We start from the raw sequence: 20,115 nt of genomic DNA, 5'->3' as shown, positions 1-20,115 counted from the left end.
ATATTATTCATCTTTCTTTTGCGGTATTTCCTTGTTAATATATTCTTTCATTAATGCATGATATTTATGTTTTACTTTTTTTAAAGTGTAATCTCCGTCATAATGACCGTCCATACTAATAATCTTTTGCAAATAAAAGTTTAATTGTTCTATATCTTCATTTAATATATTATCATCGTTGTTTATAATATAAGAAATTGTTTGTTTTTGAAAATTAGTAAAATAAGACTTTATTTCATGGATTTTTTTTATAATCATAGGAATATCTTTTGGCTTTATTACCAATAATATTACTAATATAATTACTATTAAAGACATTAAATTAATTTTTTATGTTTATATTTAGGATTTATAAGATTTTGTCCGGTTGCTTGCAACATATACTCATGATAATCTTGGTAATTTCCTTCAAACCAAGTAGCATCGCCTTCTTTATCATAAGCAATAATGTGAGTAGCTATCCTATCTAAAAACCAACGGTCATGGCTAATTACTAAAACACACCCGGCAAAATCTAAAATAGCATCTTCTAAAGCTCTTAAAGTATCAAGATCAAGATCATTTGAAGGTTCATCAAGTAATATGACATTTGCTCCTTCTTTTAACAATTTTGCTATATGTACTCTATTACGTTCACCGCCGGAAAGTTGACCGACCTTTTTTTGCTGATCACCGCCTTTAAAATTAAAGGCTGCACAATAAGCTCTACTTTTTACTATTCTACTACCAAGCTGTAGCTCGTCTAACCCTTCGGAAATTTCTTCCCATACGGTTTTGTTGTCGTTAAGATGATCTCGAGACTGATCAACATAACCTAATTTAACTGTCTGTCCAAGTTTAATAGAACCATTATCCGGAACTAATTTTCCTGTAATAATATTAAATAAAGTAGATTTACCGGCACCGTTTGGACCAATTATCCCCACTATCGCGCCACGTGGAACTTTAAAACTAAAATCCGATAATAATATTTTATCATTAAATTTTTTAGCTATATGGTCGGCTTCTATGACCAAATCTCCAAGACGAGGACCGTTAGGTATAATAATTTGAGCCGTACCGTTTCCTTGTTCTTGCTGTTTAGTTAGTAATTCTTGATAAGCGGTAATACGTGCTTTGCTTTTTGATTGTCTAGCTTTTGGCGTTTGACGTATCCACTCCAGCTCTCGATTAAGTTGTTTTTTTCTATCGTCTTCTTCTTTGCTTTCTAGAGCAAGTTTTTTTTGTTTTTGCTCAAGCCAAGCAGTATAATTAGATTGCCAAGGCACACAATTTCCTCGATCAATTTCTAATATCCATTCCGTGACATTATCCAAAAAATAACGATCATGGGTAATAATTACCACGGTACCTTTATAGTTTTTTAAATAGTTTTCAAGCCAAGAAACCGATTCTGCATCTAAATGGTTTGTCGGTTCATCAAGTAAAAGCATGTTCGGTTTTTCTAAAAGCAATTTACACAACGCAACTCTTCTTTTTTCACCACCGGAAATTTTAGTAATATTCGCTTCTTTTGCAGGACACCCCAGCGCTAGCATGGCAATATCTATTTCACGTTCTAAATTCCAAGCATCGCAAGCATCTATTTTTTCTTGTAACTCTGCTTGTTTAGTAAGCAGTTCATTCATTTGCTCGTCCGTCATTTCGTTAGCAAATTTATTACTTATTTCATTAAATTCATCAATAAGTATTTTTTTCTCACTTAGCCCTTCCATAATATTATCAAAAACATTTTTATCAGGATTAAGATGGGGTTCTTGGGCTAAATAACCCACTTTTATACCATTGGCCGGAGACGCTTTACCGTCAAATTCTTTATCAAGCCCGGCCATAATTTTCAGCAAAGTAGATTTACCGGCACCGTTTGGACCGATTATGCCAATTTTAGCTCCCGGCAAAAATGATAAGCGCGTTTCTTTCAAAATTTGTTTACCGTTGATGGTTTTACTTAAACCATCCATTTCATAAACATATTGATATGACATAGATTATTGATTCCTTTATTTAACTTAATTTTAATAAAATTGTGTCTAGTTCTTCTAGGCTATTATAATGAAATATTAATCTCCCGCCTATTGAATAATTTTCTATTGTTATCTTTATATTAAACCTTTCCGATAATGTTTTTGCGAGTAATTGTAAATCATTACTTTTATCACCTTCTTTTAAAAAACGCTTCCCGACTCGAAAATTCTCATCCGGTGATTTTACATATTCATCTTTAGACCATTTTCTAACTATTTCTTCGGTTTGACGGACATTAAGTCCGTGTTCTACTATATGCTCAGCTATTACTTCCGCATGTTCATGATTTACTAAACACCTAGCATGCCCCATGCTTAACACCCCTTCATTTACTTTATCTTTAATTGACTGCGGTAATTTATTTAACCTTAAAAGATTTGCTATATGACTTCGACTTTTACTAAGCTTTTCAGCCAACATTTCTGTTGTATAATTAAAATTTTCTACTAAATGCTTAAACCCCTCAGCTTCTTCTATAACAGATAACTCTGCTCTCTGTATATTTTCGATTAAAGATATCTCCATACTCTCTTTATCATCTAAGTTTTTTATAATTACCGGTATGTCAATAATTTTTGCTAGTTTACATGCTCGCCAACGCCGCTCGCCTGCTATAATTTTATAATCATGATTAACGATAATAGGCTGTAATAAACCGTTATTTGCTATAGAATCAGCTAATTCTTTTATTTTATCATATTCAAAATTTTTCCTTGGTTGATTTTCGTTTGGTTTAATTTTATCAATATTTACAATTTGAATTATTTCATCTTTCGCGCTTGGTACAACTTCTTCACCAAGTAATGACGATAATCCCCGCCCTAATCCTTTATTTTTCATTGTGTCTCCCTAAAATTTCTTTTGTAAGCTGCATGTAAGCAATAGCGCCTGAACATTTATGATCATAAATAATGGCCGGCTGACCGTATGACGGTGCTTCAGATAATTTAATATTCCTAGGAATAACTGTTTTAAACACTAATTTTCCTAAATATTTCCTTACATCCGCCTCCACCTGTTCAGTTAAGCGATTGCGTCTATCATACATAGTAAATAATATACCGGCAATTTTTATTTTAGGGTTTAACTTTCTTTCTACAATTTCAATTGTCTTTAGTAAATGGCTGAGTCCCTCTAACGAATAAAAGTCACATTGCATTGGAATCAATACCTCATCAGCTGCAACTAAAGCATTTATCGTAAGCAAATTAAGTGAGGGAGGACAATCTATAATGATATAATCATAATAAGCTTTTGACTCTTCAAGCAAATTTACTAATAAATATTCTCTATCCTTCATATTCATTAAATCTAATTCTGCAGCCGATAAATTAGCATTTGAAGTAACAATATTTAAATTTGGAACGTTTGTAGACATTATTGCATTTTCTAATTTAATCAAACCGGTTAATACTTGATAAATAGTATTTTTTCTCTCTAGTTGATTAATGCCAAAACCGGTGCTACTATTTCCTTGAGGGTCAAGATCTACTACTAAAGTTTTTTTTTCCATAGCAGCAAAAGCGGTTGCTAAATTTACTGTAGTAGTAGTTTTAGCGACCCCTCCTTTTTGATTTACTATAGAAATTATTTTTACGGTCATGTAATATTCACTAAATTACGAATTTCTAATATTTTACCTTCTTCAGATGTCATACTTTTATGTACAGAATAATCAAATGACCAAATTTTTTTGGCCGCTTCTAATTCTGCGTGGTAATTTTTCCCTTTTAATAGCAAAAACTTTTCTTTTACCAAAATATTTTCAGTATAACTAAATATCATACTTAACGGCGCAAAAGCTCTACAAGCTAATATATTACAATCAAATTCGGTTTTTTCCGTCCTTTGATTGATTACCTTAATATTATTATCTGATATGTTTGATGCTTTTTCTAAAAATACACATTTTCTAATATCCGACTCTATTAAAGTTACTGATTTTATCCCTGCTATCGACAATACTATTCCAGGAAAACCCGCTCCCGCACCTACATCAATTAAACATATATCTTTATTATCAATATATTGTAATAATTGTAAAGAATCGATTACATGACGCAACCAAAAATCTCTAACACTATTGTGCGATACAAGGTTAATAGTATTATTCCATTTTAATACTAATTCTTGATATTCCTTTAATTTCTCAATTATTTCACGTGGAATAAAATCGTAATTTTTAATCACGGTATTTAGTTTTTAAATAAATTATAATAGCAGTAATAGCTGCGGGAGTTACTCCCGATATTCTTCGTGCTATACCGATAGTTAAAGGTTTGTGATAAGTAAGTTTCTCACATACTTCCACAGATAACCCTGATATTCGAGAATAATCAATATTTTGAGGGATTAATAAAGTTTCCTCTTCCTTAAATAGCCGTATATCTGCCCGTTGTCTAACTAAATATGAAGAATATTTTGATTCAATGTAAAGAAATTGTAAAATATTATCGTTTATGCTTGCTAATTGAGGGAAAATTTTAACCACTTGGTCTATAGTAAAATTAGGCATTGCTAATAAATCCAACACTGATTTATATGTTCCGTCTTGAGCAACTAATATACCGTTTTTTGCTAATTGACTTGTTGTTAAAGATAAGGAAGCGGCTAGAATTTTTGCTTTTTCAATATCTTGACATTTTTTTATAAATATTTCTTCTCTTTTTTTCGATATGAGTCCAATATCTATGCCTAATTGTGTTAATCGTAAATCGGCATTATCCGCTCTTACCGACAACCTATATTCCGACCTTGAAGTAAACATTCGATACGGCTCTACGGTGCCAAACATTATTAAATCATCTATCATTACTCCGATATAACTATCTGCTCTAGTTAATATAAAAGGTTTTTGATTTTTTACAGCTAAAGCAGCATTAATACCGGCTATGATACCTTGCCCCGCTGCTTCTTCATAGCCGGTAGTACCGTTAATTTGTCCGGCAAAATATAGTCCTGTAATTTTCTTGGTTTCTAAGGTAATTTTTAATTCTCGAGGATCGACATAATCATATTCAATTGCATAACCGGGGCGCAGTACTACGGCATTTTCAAGCCCCGGTATCGTTTTTATTAATTCAAGCTGAACATCTTTTGGCAGCGAAGTGGAAATACCGTTAGGATAAATTGTATAATCATCGATACCTTCCGGTTCCAAAAATATACGATGCTCAGATTTAGCACTAAACCTAACTATTTTATCTTCAATGGAAGGACAATATCTAGGACCAGTACCTTCTATTTGACCTGAATACATAGCAGATTTATCTAAATTATTTCTGATAATATCATGCGTTTGCGCGGTAGTTCTAGTAATATAACAATTTATTTGAGGGACTTGAACATTAATAGTTAATTCAGAAAAGGGACGTGGAATTTTATCACCGGGTTGAGATTCAACTTTACTATAATCAATGGTGCGTCCGTCAAGCCGCGGCGGCGTACCTGTTTTTAACCTTCCAAGCTTAAACCCTATTTTTTTTAACGTACTAGATAATCCATAAGATGGCTCTTCATCGATTCTACCGGCCGGAATTTTTTCCTGCCCTATGTGAATAAGACCCGATAAAAATGTTCCTGTGGTTAATATAACTTTTTGACATAGAATTTTTGTACCGTCTTTTAAAATGACGGCTTGCACTTTCTCATCCTTAGTTTCAATATTCTCTACCGAACTATAGAGTAAAGTTAAGTTTTCATGATCGGTTAATGCAGAGTACATAGCTTTTTTATAAAGCTTGCGATCAGCCTGAGCGCGAGGCCCCCACACCGCCGGTCCTTTGCTTTCATTTAGCATTTTGTAATGTATACCGGCTTGATCTATAATACGCGCCATTAAGCCGTCAAGAGCATCGATTTCTTTAACTAGAGTACCTTTTGCGATCCCGCCGATCGCAGGGTTACACGACATTTCACCGAGATTTTCCGCCTTTAACGTAATTAAAAGCGTATTAACTCCAAGACGAGCGGAAGCAGAAGCCGCTTCTACGCCTGCATGACCTGCACCGATAACTATTACTTTATATTCAAGCACTATATCAATTCCCAAATTAATTAACAGAAGTGATTTGATTGGCGAACCTTCGTACGCCTAAACTTAATAGGTGAGGTTGCTAAGTTCCATGAAAAATCGCTTCTGCATACGTTAATTTTGGAACTTGATATACGTGAAGTATTTCGATAATTTCATTTTTATTTTGAAGGATGAGCTAGCTACGCTTACTTAATAAGTGAGCATGCGAGCCTCTAATAAAATGAAAAAACAATTCTTGAAACTATTCTCAAAAGGCGAGCGGTATATTAATTATTCTATAATTTCATTTTTAGCAAAGAAAAATTTTATTTCTCTTTTAGCACTATCTTGATTATCAGAACCATGAACACTATTAGCTTCAATTGATTCACCGAAATCTTTCCTAACGGTGCCGGTTTCCGCCTCATTTGGATTAGTAGCTCCCATTATCTTACGATTTAAAGTAATAGCATTACTTCCTTTAAGGACTTGCAGCACTACCGGACCGGAAGTAATATATTCAACTAAGCTATTAAAAAACGGTCTTGCTCTATGTTCATCGTAAAAACACTCAGCTTGATATTTTGTTAAAATAGTCATCTTCTGCGCTACAATTTTTAAACCGGCTTTTTCTAAATAAGCGTTGAGTTGTCCGGTTAAATTTCTTTTTGTAGCATCCGGTTTAATCATTGAAAAAGTATATTCGATTGTCATTATTAACCTTTTTTAGTTTATTAAAATTTTATTAGATTTTTTTTGAGCTATTAGCAGAATGATTCCATGTTAAAGCAAACAAACACGCTCCTAAAAAGGCCGATATACTAAAAAATATAAATACACCGTCCCAGCCCCAGTTATCGCTTATCCATCCGACACCTACACCGGCGATTGCCGCTCCTAGATAGCCAAACAAACCGGAAAAGCCGTTAGCGGTGCCGACAGCTTGCCGAGTACTAAAATCAGCGGCGGCAACTCCTACTAATAACTGAGGACCGGAGACAAAGAAACCGATTAAAGCAAGAATCACGATACTTAATATTTCACTTTGCATAGGCACCCGCCAAAATAAAATAAGCGCAATACTAAGAATCAACATATATATTGCCCCGACAGGACCGCGACGTCCTTGAAATAATTTATCGGACATTGAACCGGCAATAATAGCCCCGGGTATTCCAACTACCTCATAAAAACCTATCTGCCACCCTGCATTTGCAAGACTTATATTTTTTAACTGCAATAAAAATGTCGGCGCCCAATAAATTATCCCCGAACGTATGATATAAACAAACATATTTGCCAAGCAAACATACCAAATTAATTTGTTACCGAATACCATTTTAAGTAAGGCAGGGGTTAACAAACGTTCATAATCATTTAATGTTTGAATTTCACATTCCTTATACTCTTCAACCGTCGGAAGCCCTACTTCTTTCGGAGAGTTGCGCAAACGATTAAATAAAAATAACGAAACTAGACAGGCAATTATTCCCGGCACGAAAAATGCTGCCCTCCAACCGTAACTTTCAACTAAATAACCGCAAATTACCATTGCAAGGGCGCCGCCTATTTGATTAGAAGTAGCACCTAAGGCCCATTTAGTTCCAAGCTCTTTGGGCGCAAACCAATGCGTTAACATGCGCGTTGCCGGAGGCCAACCCATTGATTGAAACCAACTGCATACAATCCATAAAATACCGATTACTATTAAGGAATCGGAAAAACCTAAGCCTATAGTAATAATACCCACGACTAAAAGCCCGGACACCATAAATATACGAGCGTTAGCCCTGTCACTAATAAAACCGTTACAAAACTTACTAACACCGTAAGTTATAGAGGACGTTGTTAATATCCAACCGATTTGAGTTTTTGTAACACCGAAATAATTTATTAAGGCAGGCGTTGCTATACTAAAATTTTGTCGACAAAAATAAAAAGTTGCATAACCGATAATGATAGAATACAAAATTCTCACACGCCAGTTATTATAGTTCTTCACGAACGGTGTTCTTTGGTTTTTAGCTTTAGACTTCGTATTCATGTTATGCAACTTAAATTAAAAAAGAAAAACATTATTCTGAGCGACTGTAAGCTTTGTTACCTGACTCAAATTTTCGATGTCATTCCCGCGCAGGCGGGAATCTAGAAAAAACACTTAAAATAATTATATAAAAATTTACTATATAATTCGCTTAAACATTTTCTAGATTGCCGCGCTCCTTACAGTCGCGGCGTTATCGCATGGCTCGAATTTTTGCAAAGTGTTTCGGTGTCATACCGTGACTTGATCCACTAGTGTACGAACGTTTAAATAAAGAGGTAAAAATTCTGTCATTCCGTGGCTACGACCACTTCAGTCCAGCTTATAATATCATAAAAAGATTCTAAAATAAGTCTAATATGGCTTTATTTTCCTGGATGCCGTGATCAAGTCACGGCATGACACAGCCTTTTTTCAACGTTCGTACAGTAGTGGACTTGATCACGGTATCCGGAAAAAATTTTAATACAAAAACTGGATGCCGTGGTCAAGCCGGCTTTGTTGCATGGCTCTAAAAAAGTGCCGTGTCATTCCCGTGAAAACGGGAATCTAGAAAATCATAGTCATCCTGAATTTATTTCAGGATCTTTTTCAATAGATGCTGAACAAGTTCAGCATGACAAAGACTAGATTGCTACGTCGGCACTTTGTGCCTCCTCGCAATGACGATTCCGGTAGCCATGCAACAACGCCTATAGTCGCTGAACTCAGACGCTTGAGTTATCCACGCAACAATGGATTCCCGCCGCAGTTAGCAAACGACACCAAAACGTAATAGCCTATTTCGTCGTTACTAAAGCTTGATATTGCTTATTTAACCCTTTAACCGCATATAGCCATAATATTACTATCACGAAAAATATAGAGGCAAAAAACGGTGTTGCTTCAACAAAACCAAAAGCCGGAAATAAAATAAAGAAAGTCGATTGAATAATCGCCCCTCCCGATTTACCGAGCCTACCGCCTATAACCTCAACGGCAGCTTGCCCTTTTACTCTTAAATCTTTATCAAGCGGTATATATGCCATATTTTTAGTGGCGTCAAATAACGAATATTTCACCCCTTTACTCAAAACATTTTGAATCATACCGATTGTAACGGCTAATACAAGCGGTCCCGAAGCCAATACACCGGTGAGGTGCCTAGCAATAACGCTGTCGAAGAAAATAAAAACAAAGAAAGCAATACCGGTAATCAACATCATTAAAGGCGTTATAATTGCTGCCGTCATCCACGATACTTTCCTTAAAATATTACTTCCTATAATCATGAAAGCAATTGCCGCCCACCCTTGATAAGCCTGAAACTGTCCCATATACATCGTATAGGCTTCTTTTGTCGGATATAATTGGTGAACTTTTGATTTCCAAACACCTTCTACAAGATTTACCGAAATACCGTAAACGATCAGCAATAAAGCAATAAAACCTATATATTTAGAGGCAAAAATCATTTTAAAACTTTCGATTAACGACAATTTTGCTTTATTTTTCTTCTCTTTGACAAGAGACGGATCGTAAAGCCTTGGATCGGTAAGAACGTTTTTATTCATCCACCTATATAATAATAGAATAACTACACTACTTGTTATCATAATGATAAATAACGGCGTAAATTTTAAATGCTCGGCAACTATCTGAGTTTTTTCATTTAAAAAATAGCCGATAATCACAGAAGTAACAGGCAACGCTAAATTAGCAAGTAACCCGAACATTGAATAAAATCGCTTTGCTTCTTCAGTTTTAGTAATTTGGTTAGCAAATTGCCAAAATAGTAAGCTTAACATTAAAGTACCCCAAAGTTCCGACATCGCATAAAAAGATGCAAAACTCCACTTACCGATTATTCTAATAAACCATTTAAAATTTGGGTAGCTGCTACTTAAAGAAGCTATATATTCAGGATCGGGATGAATTAAATCAGGATACGGATATAAAACAAAAGCAAACAGCACAAAATATACCAAAAAGAATGATGTCACGGTATAAAAAACATTTTCCGGTTTTAGAATATCACAGAGTTTGACGTAGATTATCATGGCAAGCACTGCCGACGGTAAAACTATATAAGTTTTTAAGAAACTTATTGATTCAGGTCCGATAGCGGTTACTACAAAACCGTCTTTAATTGACCTAAGCGTTGAATAGTTTAATAAAATACAAAACATCATAAAAGCCATCGGCAAGAATTTTTTGTTTTCGTGCCACTCAATCGGCCAAATTATTTTTCTAAGCTCCGAAACGTAATCGTCACTTTTTTTGGCATCACTTTTTACGGTATTCATAAGCTTAAATTTTCCTCTTAAATTCCCTGTTAAAATCGATCAGTATTATACTGATATATGTTAAAAAAGTCAATTCCAATCATTACTTACCGGTAAATTGCAATATTAATATTACCCACGAATTCTTACGTATAATTTTTTTAGGCTCAAACCCTATTGATTGATAAGCATTTTTAACCTCGAATAGTTGATAATCAAGAAAGCCGGACAATATAAGATGCCCTTTTGCTTCAATCATTAATCCGATTTGACTTGATAATTCAATTAACGGCGATGCTAAAATATTACCGATAATTAAGTCGAACTTAGTATTTTTCTGTTTAGAAAGTAAAATTTTATCTTCGCTATTTTTATAAAAAATTACGTTAGAGTTATTAAATTTAGCATTTTCCCCGGCTATTTCTACTGCTATTTTATCGATATCACAGGCAAAAATTTGTGCTTTCGACCAAAGTTTTTCGGCTGCAAAAGATAATATTCCCGTACCGGTACCGATATCTAATATTTTATGTATACTCAAATCATTTGAGTATATATCGGCTAAATCTTCTATGGCTTCAAGGCACCCTAAAGTAGTTTCATGCTGACCTGTGCCGAAAGCCCTTGAAGCCTCAATAAGTAGTAAGATTTTATCTTTAGGACATTTATCTAAATGTAACTTTGTGCTAATAAAAAAATGTTTGGTTTCTATTGGGGTCAATTGACTTTGATAAAATGCTACCCAATCCTTATCCTCAATTCTTTCTAGGTAAATATCCTTGATAATTTCAAGATTATTATATTTTGCTAATTCTTGAATTTGTTTTTTTAATAGTGACAAATTAGGTTTGTGATTATAATAAGCCTCAAAATTCCAAATATCGTCAGACTTTGATTCGATAGTATCGGATTTGATTTCACACATCGACGTAGCGCTAGCTTTTTCTGCAAAAAATTCTTCAAAAATTTCAATATCGCGATATTTAATGTTAAAAAAAACTTTGAAAGTATCTTTTAATTGACTATATGATGTAATCATGGTGTATTATTAATTATTCTTAAAGTATAACCGTATACTCGTTGTCTTTCAAGAATTGTTTTTTCATTTTATCAGGGGATTCACGTGCCGTTATTTAATAGATGGCTATTAAGTATAGGCTGCGCTCGTTCACCCTTCAAAATAAAATCCAATTCTCGAAATACTTAGAGTATGCTTTTAAATTTTTGCAATTTTTTAAATATTATAAAGAGATTTATATGATTAAAAACAAAGCCGTAAGTATCACTATTTTGGCAATATTATTATCAAACGTAAATAGTTTTGCCGAGATGCCTAATTCTACACTGCCGAAAACAGATTTAACAAAAGCAGATTCAGCGAAGGCGTCGGCAAATAACGCCGATACATCACAAAAAATAATAGATGATTTTCAGGCTTATGCAGGTAGTATTAAGCCGGGAATACGCGAAGAAATAAGAAAATATAGGGAAGAAATAGTTGCGATTAACAAGAAAAAACGTGATTTATATGATAGCTTATCACAAGAAGCACAAAGTTTTTTAACCGAACAACAAAAATATAAGAAAAAAATCTCAATTTCAAAAGAAAATCAAGCAAATAGCTCTTCCTCGGATAAGTTAGATAAAGACCAACCGAAATAATGGCTTTGGTAGTTAAAATTGCGGTTCTCGTGTGGATAACTTAATCGTCATCAAGTTAACCATACGGCGTTGCATGGCGCAAATTTTCGATGTCATTCTAGCTAAAGGCGGGAATCCGGATTTTTCTTTGTCATGCTGGACTTGTTTCAGCATCTCTTGCAAAAGATCCTGAAATAAATTCAGGATGACTATTATTTTCTAGATTGCCGCGCTCCTTGCAGTCGCTCGCAATGACGATTATGGTAACCACGCAACAACGCCTCTTCGCGGGAATGACATACTGCTGCTTTTATCGAGCCACGCAACAACGCAACCATACCGAAAAATACCGAACATATGCTTTACAAAAAATTTCAAAATAATATTAGCGATTTAATCGATAATTTTCCTTTCTCCAAAATTGCTATTGCCGTTTCCGGCGGTGCCGATTCAACAACTCTTTTATATCTTACTAGCTTCTGGGCAAAAAAGAATAATATTAAATTATTTGTTATATCCGTCGATCATAATTTAAGAAAACAATCAAAATTAGAAAATGACTATGTAAAAGAAATAAGCGATAAGCTAGGGCATCCTCATTATCAATTACATTTTGATCATCAAAATAATTTTTCTAATTTGCAAGAAAGAGCAAGAGAAGGACGCTACGAGTTAATGACCGATTTATGTCACAAACTCGATATATTAATTCTTTTAACAGCTCACCATGAGGATGATTATGTTGAAAATTTTTGTATAAGATTAGAACGTAAAAGCGGTATATTCGGTTTAAGCAGTAATAATATTAACTGGTATAATAATATCCAAATAGCACGACCTTTATTTAACGTCCCGAAAAGTGAACTGATTAGTTATTTAATTGCTAATAATATTAAATGGTTTGAAGACGAGTCTAATTTATCGGACAAATATCAACGTAACGTTATTAGGAAAAAACTTGCACAAGAAAAAGAATATATTAAAACCGATATACAGCTAAGACAGGTTGAAACTAATGAACTACTAGAAAGTAAATTTAAACCTGAGCTAATTGCTGCAATAGCAGAATCGGTAAAAATTTATGAATTCGGTTTTGCCTGTTTAAACTTGCTAGAATTTGCTAAATTTTCTTTTGAAGTAAGAGTACAATTAATTAGTTTTTTACTTATAATAATCAGCGGCAATAAAAATAGCACACGTTTTTATTCGATAGCACCGATATTAACTTTGATTGAAAAGGCTACGAAATTAAAAAAAACCCTACATGGTTGCATCATTAAACGAATAGAAAATAATTTACTGATATACCGAGAATTCGGCAAAAAACTTCCAAGCAATATAACATTACAAAATAAATCTGTTATTTGGGATAATAGATTTCATATTACAAAAAACATAAAAATACGTGAAAGGGCGAGCAACGATATAGGCGAGGAGGGATTATTTGAATATGTAACTAATTTAACACTGAAAGATTACAGTGCGATAAAAAAATATTTAGATATTAAATTACTAAAAGATTTAACTTTTGGAAACCACATAGCAATTTTATTTACCCTGCCGGTAATTAAAATACTTGAAAAAGTTATAGCAATGCCTCATATATCATATTATGATAACGAGAGAAAAATTTTTAACGTTTCTTTTAATCCGAGTTTTATATCACGTTTTACACATTTTTGTTAGGTTTTATATATAATGAATAATCAAGGTAAAAATATTTTAATCTGGGCAGTAATTTTTATTTTTACAATATTGCTTTTTAATGTTTTTCAGTCAGATAGCTTAATGGGCAGCAAAAACCATATTACTTTCTCGGATTTTCTAGCAAGAATTGATGAAAAAACTATTAGTTCGGTAAAAATTCAAGGTAGAGTAATCGAAGGTATCTCTTCCGACGGTTCTTCCTTTACTACTTACGCACCCGATTATCCGGATTTAATAAATCGTCTTAATAATAATGAAGTAAGTATTGAGGTCGTACCTCCCGATACAAAAATGCATTCTTTACTAGGTATTTTTATTTCTTGGTTCCCGATGTTACTGTTAATCGGCGTTTGGGTTTTCTTTATGCGCCAAATGCATAGCGGCGGTAAAGCAATGGGTTTCGGTAAATCTAAAGCTAAATTATTATCGGATAAAGGACAAAAGATTACCTTTAAGGACGTAGCCGGTATTGATGAGGCAAAAGAAGAATTAACGGAAATTGTTGATTTTTTAAGAGATCCCGGTAAGTTTCAAAAAATCGGCGGTAAAATTCCGAAAGGGTGTTTACTAATAGGTCCGCCGGGAACCGGAAAAACTCTTTTGGCGAGAGCAATAGCAGGTGAGGCTAACGTACCGTTTTTTAGCATATCAGGCTCTGATTTTGTTGAAATGTTTGTCGGCGTCGGTGCAAGCCGTGTACGCGACATGTTTGAGCAAGGTAAACGTAATGCACCTTGCATTATTTTTATCGATGAGATTGATGCGGTAGGTCGCCATAGAGGTATCGGCATGGGCGGCGGTAATGATGAGCGTGAGCAAACGCTTAACCAAATGCTAGTTGAAATGGATGGATTTGAAACAAATGAGGGTGTTGTTATTATCGCGGCCACTAACCGCCCTGACGTCCTTGATCGAGCATTATTACGTCCCGGTAGATTTGATCGTCAAATTGTAGTATCTAACCCCGATATTAATGGGCGAGAACAAATTTTAAAGGTACATTTGAAAAAAGTAAAATGTAATAGCAATATATTACCTAGAATTATTGCCCGCGGTACTCCCGGATTTTCCGGTGCGCAACTTGCTAATTTAGTTAATGAAGCTGCATTACTTGCCGCAAGGCGAGATAAGAAAGAAGTAGATATGAGTGATTTGGAGGAAGCAAGAGATAAAGTATTAATGGGAGTTGAACATCACTCAATGATACGATCTGACGAAGAAAAAAAACGAACGGCATACCATGAAGCAGGGCATGCAATTGTAGGGCTTTATTCTTCCGCTTCTCATCCTATTCACAAAGCTACTATTATTCCGAGAGGCAGAGCGCTTGGGATGGTCGAAAGATTACCGGAAACAGACCAATATTCTGAAAGCCGAGAGCAATTAGAATCAGATATAGCCGTTTCTATGGGTGGAAGAGTAGCGGAAGAAATTATTTACGGCAGAAATAAAGTTACTTCCGGTGCTTCGGCAGATATAAAAGGAGCTACGCAGGTAGCTAGAGCTATGGTTACACAATTAGGATTAAGCGATCTAGTCGGACCGATATTCCATGGTTCAGCCGGTGACGATATATACGGTAGACAAAATACTAGCGAAAGGTCGGAAGCTACTGCGGATTTAATTGATGCAGAGGTAAAAAGAATTATTACGGAAGGATATGATTTTGCTAAAAATATTTTAACCAAGCATATTGATCAACTTCATATACTTGCAAATGCTTTAGTAGAATATGAAACATTATCCGGTCAGCAAATTAAAAATTTGCTTAGTAATAGACCTTTAGACGCTGAGGAAGAAAATACTTTTCCGCTAACTCCTTCTCCTGTTATTAAGGTAGATAAGGAAAAATCTGCTAGTAAAACAAAAGCAAATAATACTAAAACCGAGGATAAAAAGCCTGCTTGAAAAGGGCGTCATTGCGAGGAGGCAATGCCGGCGTGGATACCCAAAACGTCATTGCGAGGAGGTGCTTTAGCACCGACGCGGCAATCAAGTATAAACATATTTTTATGCTAAACTTGCCATCTATATAAATTTTTTGGCATTCTAATTTAAATCCCTCATTACATTCGGGATAGCCTGGATTGCCACGTCGGTACTTTGTGCCTCCTCGCAATGACGAGTTTTTTTATTAATTTTCGAGCCATGCAACAAGGCTTTTGGTCGCTCAATGACGCTTCCGGTATTCACGCAATAATGCCATGGGTGTTGTTGCATAGCTCGAATTTTCGATGTCATTCTAGCTAAAGGCGGGAATCCAGACTTTCCTTTGTCATGCTGAACTTGTTTCAGCATCTCTTAAATAGTAGATCCTGAAATAAATTCAGGATGACTATTTTGTCTAGATTCCCGCCTTTAGGGCGTTGTTGCATGGCTACCGGAATCGTCATTGCGAGGAGGCATTTATGCCGACGTGGCAATCCAGTTAAACATATTTTTATACTAAACTTGTTTAGTATTCTAATTAAATCCCTCATTACATTCGGGATAGCCTGGATTGCCGCAGCCACTTCGTGGCTTCGCAATGACGAGTTTTTTATTAATTTTCGAGCCATGCAACAACGCCCGCCTTTAGCTAGAATGACATCGAGGGCGTTGACTATCCACACGAATAAATCTATATTTAAAAGGTAATTATGGCAGAGTTAAGATTACCGCCGAATTCTGTTGTACGAGGCGGCAAAGTGCATAAAGCAACTGCTACGGCAAAACAGCCGCGCACAGTTAAAATTTACCGATACGATCCGGATTCAGGTCAGAATCCGAGTATGGACAGTTATGAGATAGATTTAACCAAAACCGGTCCGATGGTTTTAGATATCTTAATAAAAATCAAAAATGAAATAGATTCTACTTTAACATTTAGGCGTTCTTGTCGAGAAGGAATTTGCGGCAGTTGCGCTATGAATATAGACGGGACCAATACTTTAGCTTGCATCAAGCCGATAGAAGACATATCAGGTGATATTAAGATCTATCCGCTTCCTCATATGAAAGTGGTTAAAGATTTAGTGGCGGACATGTCGCATTTTTATGCCCAATATGAATCTATAGAACCGTGGCTTAAAGCTGATAGCCCGCCTCCTTCCAATAGCGAACGGTTACAATCTCTGAAAGAACGAGAGAAACTTGACGGCTTATATGAATGTATATTATGCGCCTGTTGCTCTACTGCTTGCCCTAGCTATTGGTGGAACGGCGATAAATATTTAGGTCCGGCTATTCTACTCCAAGCTTATAGATGGATTGCTGATTCTAGAGACGATCATACCGGTGAGCGACTTGACGATTTAGAAGACCCGTTTAAACTTTACCGCTGTCATACAATTATGAATTGTACAAAAACCTGCCCGAAAGGCTTAAACCCCGCTAAAGCCATTGCAGAAATAAAAAGTTTGATTGTAGAGCGTCATGGCGTGTAGTTTTAGGCGTTGTTGCATGGCTCGAAAAAGTGCCGTATGTCATTCCCGCTTTTAGCTAGAATGACACCGAAAACGTTTTTAACCATCCATGCAACAACACCGGATAGGTTCTTGCGTGGATACCCCAAACGTCATTGCGAGGAGGCACAAAGTGCCGACGCGGCAATCCAGGCTATCTCGAATGTAATGAGGGATTTAAATTAGAATGCCAAAAAAGTTTATAAGACGGCAAGTTTAGCATACCTGGATTGCTACGTCGCCTACGGCTCCTCGCAATGACGGACTTTATAGACCTTTATCACTTAAGTTGACACCCATACGCCTTTAGCTAGAATGACATATTAGAAGTTAATCAAAGATGCTAAACTTATGTCTCTGCAACAACATCAATAACTAATTATATTTATTATCGGGATTTTTAATTTGATTATTCATTAGATTTTTAGCAATATCACTATCTAAAAAGTCGGTACTTTTTGATGATTGAAAATAAGCTAAAACTAATTCTATTACTTGGTCACAAAATTCGATTTGTAAAGTTTGACTTGCTTGGTTTTTCTGATTTTCGATTAACTTAACAACTTCTATTTTTTTACGTTCTAAAAATTCTTCAATTTCCTTATTTTTTTCTTTAACTATTTCTTCGGTATGTTTTTGCCCTTCTTGCAGCATTTGATTACGTAAAACTTCTAATATTTCTAGTTGTTTCCTAGTTTGCTCAAATAACAAAACAGCATCATCTTTTAGCTTTTCGGCTTTTAAAACTTTTTCCTGAACTTCTAAAATTTTTGCATCTAAGGAGTTCAAAATCACTTTTTTTATCGGTCGGTAAAGTAAATATAAAAAAAGTATAAAACTAATCGCAAGCCAAAAGCTTTCATCTAGAAAATGCATATATTATTTTTTCTTTAGTAAATTTATATCAGCTTGCTTACCGGTAATTTTTTTAATTATATTAGCAGCTAAACTTGCCACGGCGTCGTTTTCATTAGACCAAAAGACTTTATTTGCTATATTTATATCTTCAAGATTTTGTTTTATCTGCTGTTTTAACTCTTTTTCCATATTAGTTTTTTTTACCAAAAAAGCAGCTTCCAAGGAATTTATAGCCTCTTTTTTCAGATATGCTATATCGTCTGATATCTTAGTTAATTCTTCATTATAATGCTTATTTAATTCTTCAGCTTCTAGCGTTAATTTGTCCGCTTGCTCTACATTATCTTGAATATTTGTTTGTCTATTATTTAAAATTTTCTCAGCAACAGGCACTATAAACTTATAAGCAACAATATATAGCAAACTGAAAGTAACAATTAGCCAAAAAATTTGTGAATAATAGTTAGTAAGATCAAATTGCGGCATGTGTTGCTCGTAAATGAAGGATTGGTTTTAAGTGAAATCCGTCATTGCGAAGCCACAAAGTGGCTGTGGCAATCTAGGCTATCAATGAGGGATTTAATTAGAATACTAAACTTGTTTAATATTCTAATATATTCAACTAGATTGCCACGTCGGGACTACGCCCCTCCTCGCAATGACGTTTTGGTATCCACGTAACAATTATATATCAAGAAAATATCAGTAGCATAGCAATCACGAAAGAAAACAGTCCCATCGCTTCCGCAAGTCCGGCACCGATTAATGCCATTCTTTGGAGTTGTTCGGAAGCCGAAGGGTTTCGAGCTATCGAACTTAGTAGTGAGCTAAATATATTACTCACACCGAGTGCCGCTCCAAACATACCGATAGCCATAAACCCGACACCTATATATTTTAAAGAGATCATATCCATAGAAATTTCCAACTTTAATTAAATAAATATTATACCATAATTTCAGAACTTGATATATGTGAAGTATAGCAAAAAGCATTAAGGTATAGACATTAAATTTCAGAGCGAGCTTGCGCTAGCCGTCAACTAGTACGTGAGCACAAGCGAGTCTTGCAAAATTTAGTGTATAGACCTTAATGATTGAAGCTATATATTAGTGTAAATTAATAGCATCATTAAGATACACACAAGAAAGAATAGTAAAAATATAAGCTTGAAGCACTGCAACAAAAATTTCAAACCCGATTAGCACAACTATAAGAGGTATCGGGATAAATTTCAAGTAAATCATTAGGGAAACCGTAAAGCCGGCTATTACCTTTAATAGGATATGTCCGGCCATCATATTAGCGGCAAGTCGCAATGATAAACTTAGCGGTCTTGCAAGATAAGTAAATAATTCAATTATTATCATTAAGGGAGCAAGCCATAAGGGAGTTCCACGCGGTAAAAAAACGGTCAAAAAATGCAGACCGTAATTATAAAAACCGACAATTGTTACCGTTAAAAAAACCATAATTGCCAAGACAAAAGTTATTGAGATATGGCTAGTAACGGTAAACCCGTAGGGAATCATACCTAGCAAATTGCAAAATAAAATAAATATAAATAAACTGAAAATTAACGGGATGAATTTACGCCCCTTTGCTCCGACATTCTGACTTAGCATACCGGTAACCAAATTATAGATCATTTCAGCACTTGCCTGCAGCCTTGAAGGAATTACTTGTTTTTTTTGTAAAGCTACGTAAAAATAAGTCAAAGCTAAAATAACGGCTAATAGCATATAGCCGCTTGAATTGGTAAAACTAATATCGATACCCGACAATTGGATTTCGATCAACTTTTTTACGTTAAATTGGACTAAAGGACTGTGCGTCATCTTTTATTGGTTATTTTTAATTTTTGCCGAATTATATTAAAGCCGGCAATAATTCCTATTATCATACATAATATAAGAAATAACGGTTTGGAATTAAATAATTTATCGATCGTTATGCCGATAAACACGCCGACCATTGTTCCGGCAACTAAATCTACGCCTATAGTAAATGCATTAATTTCTTGCTTTGACTTTAAATTAGAATTCTCTGTTGCTTTAAATTCTTTTATTCTTTTTTGAATATTTTTTAATTTTTCCTGATCCATTAATTTTTTGACCG

Annotated in this window: 26 protein-coding genes; 8 read left to right on the top strand and 18 right to left on the bottom strand. The window is 34.8% G+C overall.

The annotated features are described in order from the left end of the window. Positions 1 to 3: 3 nt before the first annotated feature. From AAGD64_RS00800 to AAGD64_RS00765, 8 genes are all read right to left on the bottom strand, one after another. Positions 4 to 318 (bottom strand): DUF2672 domain-containing protein, encoded by a 315-nt coding sequence (locus AAGD64_RS00800; RefSeq protein WP_253308156.1) that lies wholly within the window; start codon positions 316 to 318, stop codon positions 4 to 6. Next, positions 318 to 1,985 carry an energy-dependent translational throttle protein EttA gene (gene ettA / locus AAGD64_RS00795; protein WP_341793508.1) on the bottom strand — a complete coding sequence of 556 codons (1,668 nt, stop codon included), beginning with the start codon at positions 1,983 to 1,985 and terminating at the stop codon, positions 318 to 320. The genes AAGD64_RS00800 and ettA overlap by 1 nt, the downstream gene beginning before the upstream one ends. A 19-nt stretch (positions 1,986 to 2,004) precedes the next feature. Then, positions 2,005 to 2,865 (bottom strand): ParB/RepB/Spo0J family partition protein, encoded by an 861-nt coding sequence (locus tag AAGD64_RS00790; RefSeq protein ID WP_253308158.1) that lies wholly within the window; start codon positions 2,863 to 2,865, stop codon positions 2,005 to 2,007. Then, positions 2,855 to 3,628, bottom strand: a complete 774-nt coding sequence (locus AAGD64_RS00785; protein WP_253308159.1) for a ParA family protein — start codon at positions 3,626 to 3,628, stop codon at positions 2,855 to 2,857. The genes AAGD64_RS00790 and AAGD64_RS00785 overlap by 11 nt, the downstream gene beginning before the upstream one ends. Continuing rightward, entirely contained in the window at positions 3,625 to 4,194 is a 570-nt protein-coding gene (gene rsmG / locus AAGD64_RS00780; protein ID WP_253310081.1) for a 16S rRNA (guanine(527)-N(7))-methyltransferase RsmG, read from the bottom strand. Before rsmG ends, AAGD64_RS00785 begins: the two co-directional genes overlap by 4 nt. Positions 4,195 to 4,207: 13 nt before the next feature. Continuing rightward, positions 4,208 to 6,061 (bottom strand): tRNA uridine-5-carboxymethylaminomethyl(34) synthesis enzyme MnmG, encoded by a 1,854-nt coding sequence (gene mnmG, locus AAGD64_RS00775; RefSeq protein WP_341793507.1) that lies wholly within the window; start codon positions 6,059 to 6,061, stop codon positions 4,208 to 4,210. Between the two features lie 270 nt (positions 6,062 to 6,331). Beyond that, a complete protein-coding gene (gene ndk / locus AAGD64_RS00770; protein WP_253308161.1) occupies positions 6,332 to 6,754 on the bottom strand; it encodes a nucleoside-diphosphate kinase in 423 nt (140 codons plus the stop codon). A gap of 31 nt (positions 6,755 to 6,785) precedes the next feature. Next, positions 6,786 to 8,084, bottom strand: coding sequence for an MFS transporter (locus tag AAGD64_RS00765; protein WP_253308162.1), 1,299 nt, complete (start codon positions 8,082 to 8,084; stop codon positions 6,786 to 6,788). Between the two features lie 483 nt (positions 8,085 to 8,567). Between AAGD64_RS00765 and AAGD64_RS00760 the strand changes: the two genes are divergently transcribed. Further along, positions 8,568 to 8,714 (top strand): hypothetical protein, encoded by a 147-nt coding sequence (locus tag AAGD64_RS00760; protein WP_341793506.1) that lies wholly within the window; start codon positions 8,568 to 8,570, stop codon positions 8,712 to 8,714. Then, the gene (locus tag AAGD64_RS00755) at positions 8,701 to 8,859 is read left to right on the top strand and encodes a hypothetical protein (protein WP_341793505.1); all 159 of its coding nucleotides are present in this window, start codon (positions 8,701 to 8,703) and stop codon (positions 8,857 to 8,859) included. Before AAGD64_RS00760 ends, AAGD64_RS00755 begins: the two co-directional genes overlap by 14 nt. A 4-nt stretch (positions 8,860 to 8,863) precedes the next feature. On the opposite strand, the gene tlc1 is transcribed toward AAGD64_RS00755, so the two are convergent. Continuing rightward, positions 8,864 to 10,369: an ATP/ADP exchange transporter Tlc1 gene (gene tlc1, locus AAGD64_RS00750; protein WP_341793504.1), complete on the bottom strand. Its 1,506-nt coding sequence runs from the start codon at positions 10,367 to 10,369 to the stop codon at positions 8,864 to 8,866. A gap of 82 nt (positions 10,370 to 10,451) precedes the next feature. Continuing rightward, a complete protein-coding gene (locus AAGD64_RS00745; RefSeq protein ID WP_253308164.1) occupies positions 10,452 to 11,387 on the bottom strand; it encodes a 50S ribosomal protein L11 methyltransferase in 936 nt (311 codons plus the stop codon). Positions 11,388 to 11,605: 218 nt separating this feature from the next. Between AAGD64_RS00745 and AAGD64_RS00740 the strand changes: the two genes are divergently transcribed. Then, positions 11,606 to 12,010 carry a hypothetical protein gene (locus tag AAGD64_RS00740; protein WP_341793503.1) on the top strand — a complete coding sequence of 135 codons (405 nt, stop codon included), beginning with the start codon at positions 11,606 to 11,608 and terminating at the stop codon, positions 12,008 to 12,010. A 12-nt stretch (positions 12,011 to 12,022) separates the two neighbouring features. On the opposite strand, the gene AAGD64_RS00735 is transcribed toward AAGD64_RS00740, so the two are convergent. Then, on the bottom strand, positions 12,023 to 12,163 hold the full coding sequence (locus tag AAGD64_RS00735) for a hypothetical protein (RefSeq protein WP_341793502.1): 141 nt from the start codon (positions 12,161 to 12,163) through the stop codon (positions 12,023 to 12,025). A gap of 183 nt (positions 12,164 to 12,346) precedes the next feature. Between AAGD64_RS00735 and tilS the strand changes: the two genes are divergently transcribed. Both tilS and ftsH read left to right on the top strand, forming a co-directional pair. Beyond that, positions 12,347 to 13,675: a tRNA lysidine(34) synthetase TilS gene (gene tilS, locus AAGD64_RS00730; RefSeq protein WP_341793501.1), complete on the top strand. Its 1,329-nt coding sequence runs from the start codon at positions 12,347 to 12,349 to the stop codon at positions 13,673 to 13,675. Between the two features lie 12 nt (positions 13,676 to 13,687). Then, the gene (gene ftsH / locus AAGD64_RS00725) at positions 13,688 to 15,604 is read left to right on the top strand and encodes an ATP-dependent zinc metalloprotease FtsH (protein WP_253308166.1); all 1,917 of its coding nucleotides are present in this window, start codon (positions 13,688 to 13,690) and stop codon (positions 15,602 to 15,604) included. A 141-nt stretch (positions 15,605 to 15,745) separates the two neighbouring features. Here ftsH and AAGD64_RS00720 read toward each other — a convergent pair whose 3' ends face one another. Both AAGD64_RS00720 and AAGD64_RS00715 read right to left on the bottom strand, forming a co-directional pair. After that, a complete protein-coding gene (locus AAGD64_RS00720; RefSeq protein WP_341793500.1) occupies positions 15,746 to 15,994 on the bottom strand; it encodes a hypothetical protein in 249 nt (82 codons plus the stop codon). Further along, on the bottom strand, positions 15,988 to 16,308 hold the full coding sequence (locus AAGD64_RS00715; protein WP_341793499.1) for a hypothetical protein: 321 nt from the start codon (positions 16,306 to 16,308) through the stop codon (positions 15,988 to 15,990). The genes AAGD64_RS00720 and AAGD64_RS00715 overlap by 7 nt, the downstream gene beginning before the upstream one ends. 27 nt (positions 16,309 to 16,335) lie before the next feature. Between AAGD64_RS00715 and AAGD64_RS00710 the strand changes: the two genes are divergently transcribed. Then, positions 16,336 to 17,121, top strand: a complete 786-nt coding sequence (locus AAGD64_RS00710) for a succinate dehydrogenase iron-sulfur subunit (protein ID WP_253308167.1) — start codon at positions 16,336 to 16,338, stop codon at positions 17,119 to 17,121. 12 nt (positions 17,122 to 17,133) lie between these two features. After that, positions 17,134 to 17,325, top strand: a complete 192-nt coding sequence (locus AAGD64_RS00705; protein WP_341793498.1) for a hypothetical protein — start codon at positions 17,134 to 17,136, stop codon at positions 17,323 to 17,325. Between the two features lie 189 nt (positions 17,326 to 17,514). Here AAGD64_RS00705 and AAGD64_RS00700 read toward each other — a convergent pair whose 3' ends face one another. Then, positions 17,515 to 18,015, bottom strand: coding sequence for an ATP F0F1 synthase subunit B (locus AAGD64_RS00700; RefSeq protein ID WP_253308168.1), 501 nt, complete (start codon positions 18,013 to 18,015; stop codon positions 17,515 to 17,517). Between the two features lie 3 nt (positions 18,016 to 18,018). Then, a complete protein-coding gene (locus AAGD64_RS00695; RefSeq protein ID WP_341793497.1) occupies positions 18,019 to 18,483 on the bottom strand; it encodes an ATP F0F1 synthase subunit B' in 465 nt (154 codons plus the stop codon). 21 nt (positions 18,484 to 18,504) lie between these two features. Between AAGD64_RS00695 and AAGD64_RS00690 the strand changes: the two genes are divergently transcribed. Beyond that, entirely contained in the window at positions 18,505 to 18,678 is a 174-nt protein-coding gene (locus AAGD64_RS00690) for a hypothetical protein (protein WP_341793496.1), read from the top strand. A 10-nt stretch (positions 18,679 to 18,688) separates the two neighbouring features. Here AAGD64_RS00690 and AAGD64_RS00685 read toward each other — a convergent pair whose 3' ends face one another. From AAGD64_RS00685 to AAGD64_RS00675, 3 genes are all read right to left on the bottom strand, one after another. Next, positions 18,689 to 18,913, bottom strand: coding sequence for a F0F1 ATP synthase subunit C (locus tag AAGD64_RS00685; RefSeq protein ID WP_253308170.1), 225 nt, complete (start codon positions 18,911 to 18,913; stop codon positions 18,689 to 18,691). Positions 18,914 to 19,106: 193 nt separating this feature from the next. Further along, a complete protein-coding gene (locus AAGD64_RS00680; protein WP_341793495.1) occupies positions 19,107 to 19,835 on the bottom strand; it encodes a F0F1 ATP synthase subunit A in 729 nt (242 codons plus the stop codon). Then, positions 19,832 to 20,101 (bottom strand): AtpZ/AtpI family protein, encoded by a 270-nt coding sequence (locus AAGD64_RS00675; protein ID WP_253308172.1) that lies wholly within the window; start codon positions 20,099 to 20,101, stop codon positions 19,832 to 19,834. The genes AAGD64_RS00680 and AAGD64_RS00675 overlap by 4 nt, the downstream gene beginning before the upstream one ends. Between the last annotated feature and the right edge of the window lie 14 nt (positions 20,102 to 20,115).

Source organism: Rickettsia endosymbiont of Ceutorhynchus obstrictus, assembly GCF_964026565.1.
Lineage (GTDB): Bacteria > Pseudomonadota > Alphaproteobacteria > Rickettsiales > Rickettsiaceae > Rickettsia.
The sequence above is the reverse complement of the archived record's forward strand: the minus strand, read 5'-3'. Positions and strand labels throughout refer to the sequence as shown.

Excerpts from the sequence above, each read along its gene's own strand:
- ettA (WP_341793508.1), bottom strand. The coding sequence starts at position 1,985 with ATGTCATATCAATATGTTTATGAAATGGATGGTTTAAGTAAAACCATC.
- AAGD64_RS00800 (WP_253308156.1), bottom strand. The coding sequence starts at position 318 with ATGTCTTTAATAGTAATTATATTAGTAATATTATTGGTAATAAAGCCA.
- AAGD64_RS00785 (WP_253308159.1), bottom strand. The coding sequence starts at position 3,628 with ATGACCGTAAAAATAATTTCTATAGTAAATCAAAAAGGAGGGGTCGCT.
- AAGD64_RS00765 (WP_253308162.1), bottom strand. The coding sequence starts at position 8,084 with ATGAATACGAAGTCTAAAGCTAAAAACCAAAGAACACCGTTCGTGAAG.
- AAGD64_RS00745 (WP_253308164.1), bottom strand. The coding sequence starts at position 11,387 with ATGATTACATCATATAGTCAATTAAAAGATACTTTCAAAGTTTTTTTT.
- AAGD64_RS00695 (WP_341793497.1), bottom strand. The coding sequence starts at position 18,483 with ATGCCGCAATTTGATCTTACTAACTATTATTCACAAATTTTTTGGCTA.
- AAGD64_RS00685 (WP_253308170.1), bottom strand. The coding sequence starts at position 18,913 with ATGGATATGATCTCTTTAAAATATATAGGTGTCGGGTTTATGGCTATC.
- AAGD64_RS00740 (WP_341793503.1), top strand. The coding sequence starts at position 11,606 with ATGATTAAAAACAAAGCCGTAAGTATCACTATTTTGGCAATATTATTA.
- AAGD64_RS00755 (WP_341793505.1), top strand. The coding sequence starts at position 8,701 with ATGACAAAGACTAGATTGCTACGTCGGCACTTTGTGCCTCCTCGCAAT.
- ndk (WP_253308161.1), bottom strand. The coding sequence starts at position 6,754 with ATGACAATCGAATATACTTTTTCAATGATTAAACCGGATGCTACAAAA.
- AAGD64_RS00720 (WP_341793500.1), bottom strand. The coding sequence starts at position 15,994 with ATGCTGAAACAAGTTCAGCATGACAAAGGAAAGTCTGGATTCCCGCCT.
- AAGD64_RS00680 (WP_341793495.1), bottom strand. The coding sequence starts at position 19,835 with ATGACGCACAGTCCTTTAGTCCAATTTAACGTAAAAAAGTTGATCGAA.
- tilS (WP_341793501.1), top strand. The coding sequence starts at position 12,347 with ATGCTTTACAAAAAATTTCAAAATAATATTAGCGATTTAATCGATAAT.
- AAGD64_RS00710 (WP_253308167.1), top strand. The coding sequence starts at position 16,336 with ATGGCAGAGTTAAGATTACCGCCGAATTCTGTTGTACGAGGCGGCAAA.
- ftsH (WP_253308166.1), top strand. The coding sequence starts at position 13,688 with ATGAATAATCAAGGTAAAAATATTTTAATCTGGGCAGTAATTTTTATT.
- AAGD64_RS00675 (WP_253308172.1), bottom strand. The coding sequence starts at position 20,101 with ATGGATCAGGAAAAATTAAAAAATATTCAAAAAAGAATAAAAGAATTT.
- tlc1 (WP_341793504.1), bottom strand. The coding sequence starts at position 10,369 with ATGAATACCGTAAAAAGTGATGCCAAAAAAAGTGACGATTACGTTTCG.
- AAGD64_RS00735 (WP_341793502.1), bottom strand. The coding sequence starts at position 12,163 with ATGCTGAAACAAGTCCAGCATGACAAAGAAAAATCCGGATTCCCGCCT.
- AAGD64_RS00790 (WP_253308158.1), bottom strand. The coding sequence starts at position 2,865 with ATGAAAAATAAAGGATTAGGGCGGGGATTATCGTCATTACTTGGTGAA.
- AAGD64_RS00700 (WP_253308168.1), bottom strand. The coding sequence starts at position 18,015 with ATGCATTTTCTAGATGAAAGCTTTTGGCTTGCGATTAGTTTTATACTT.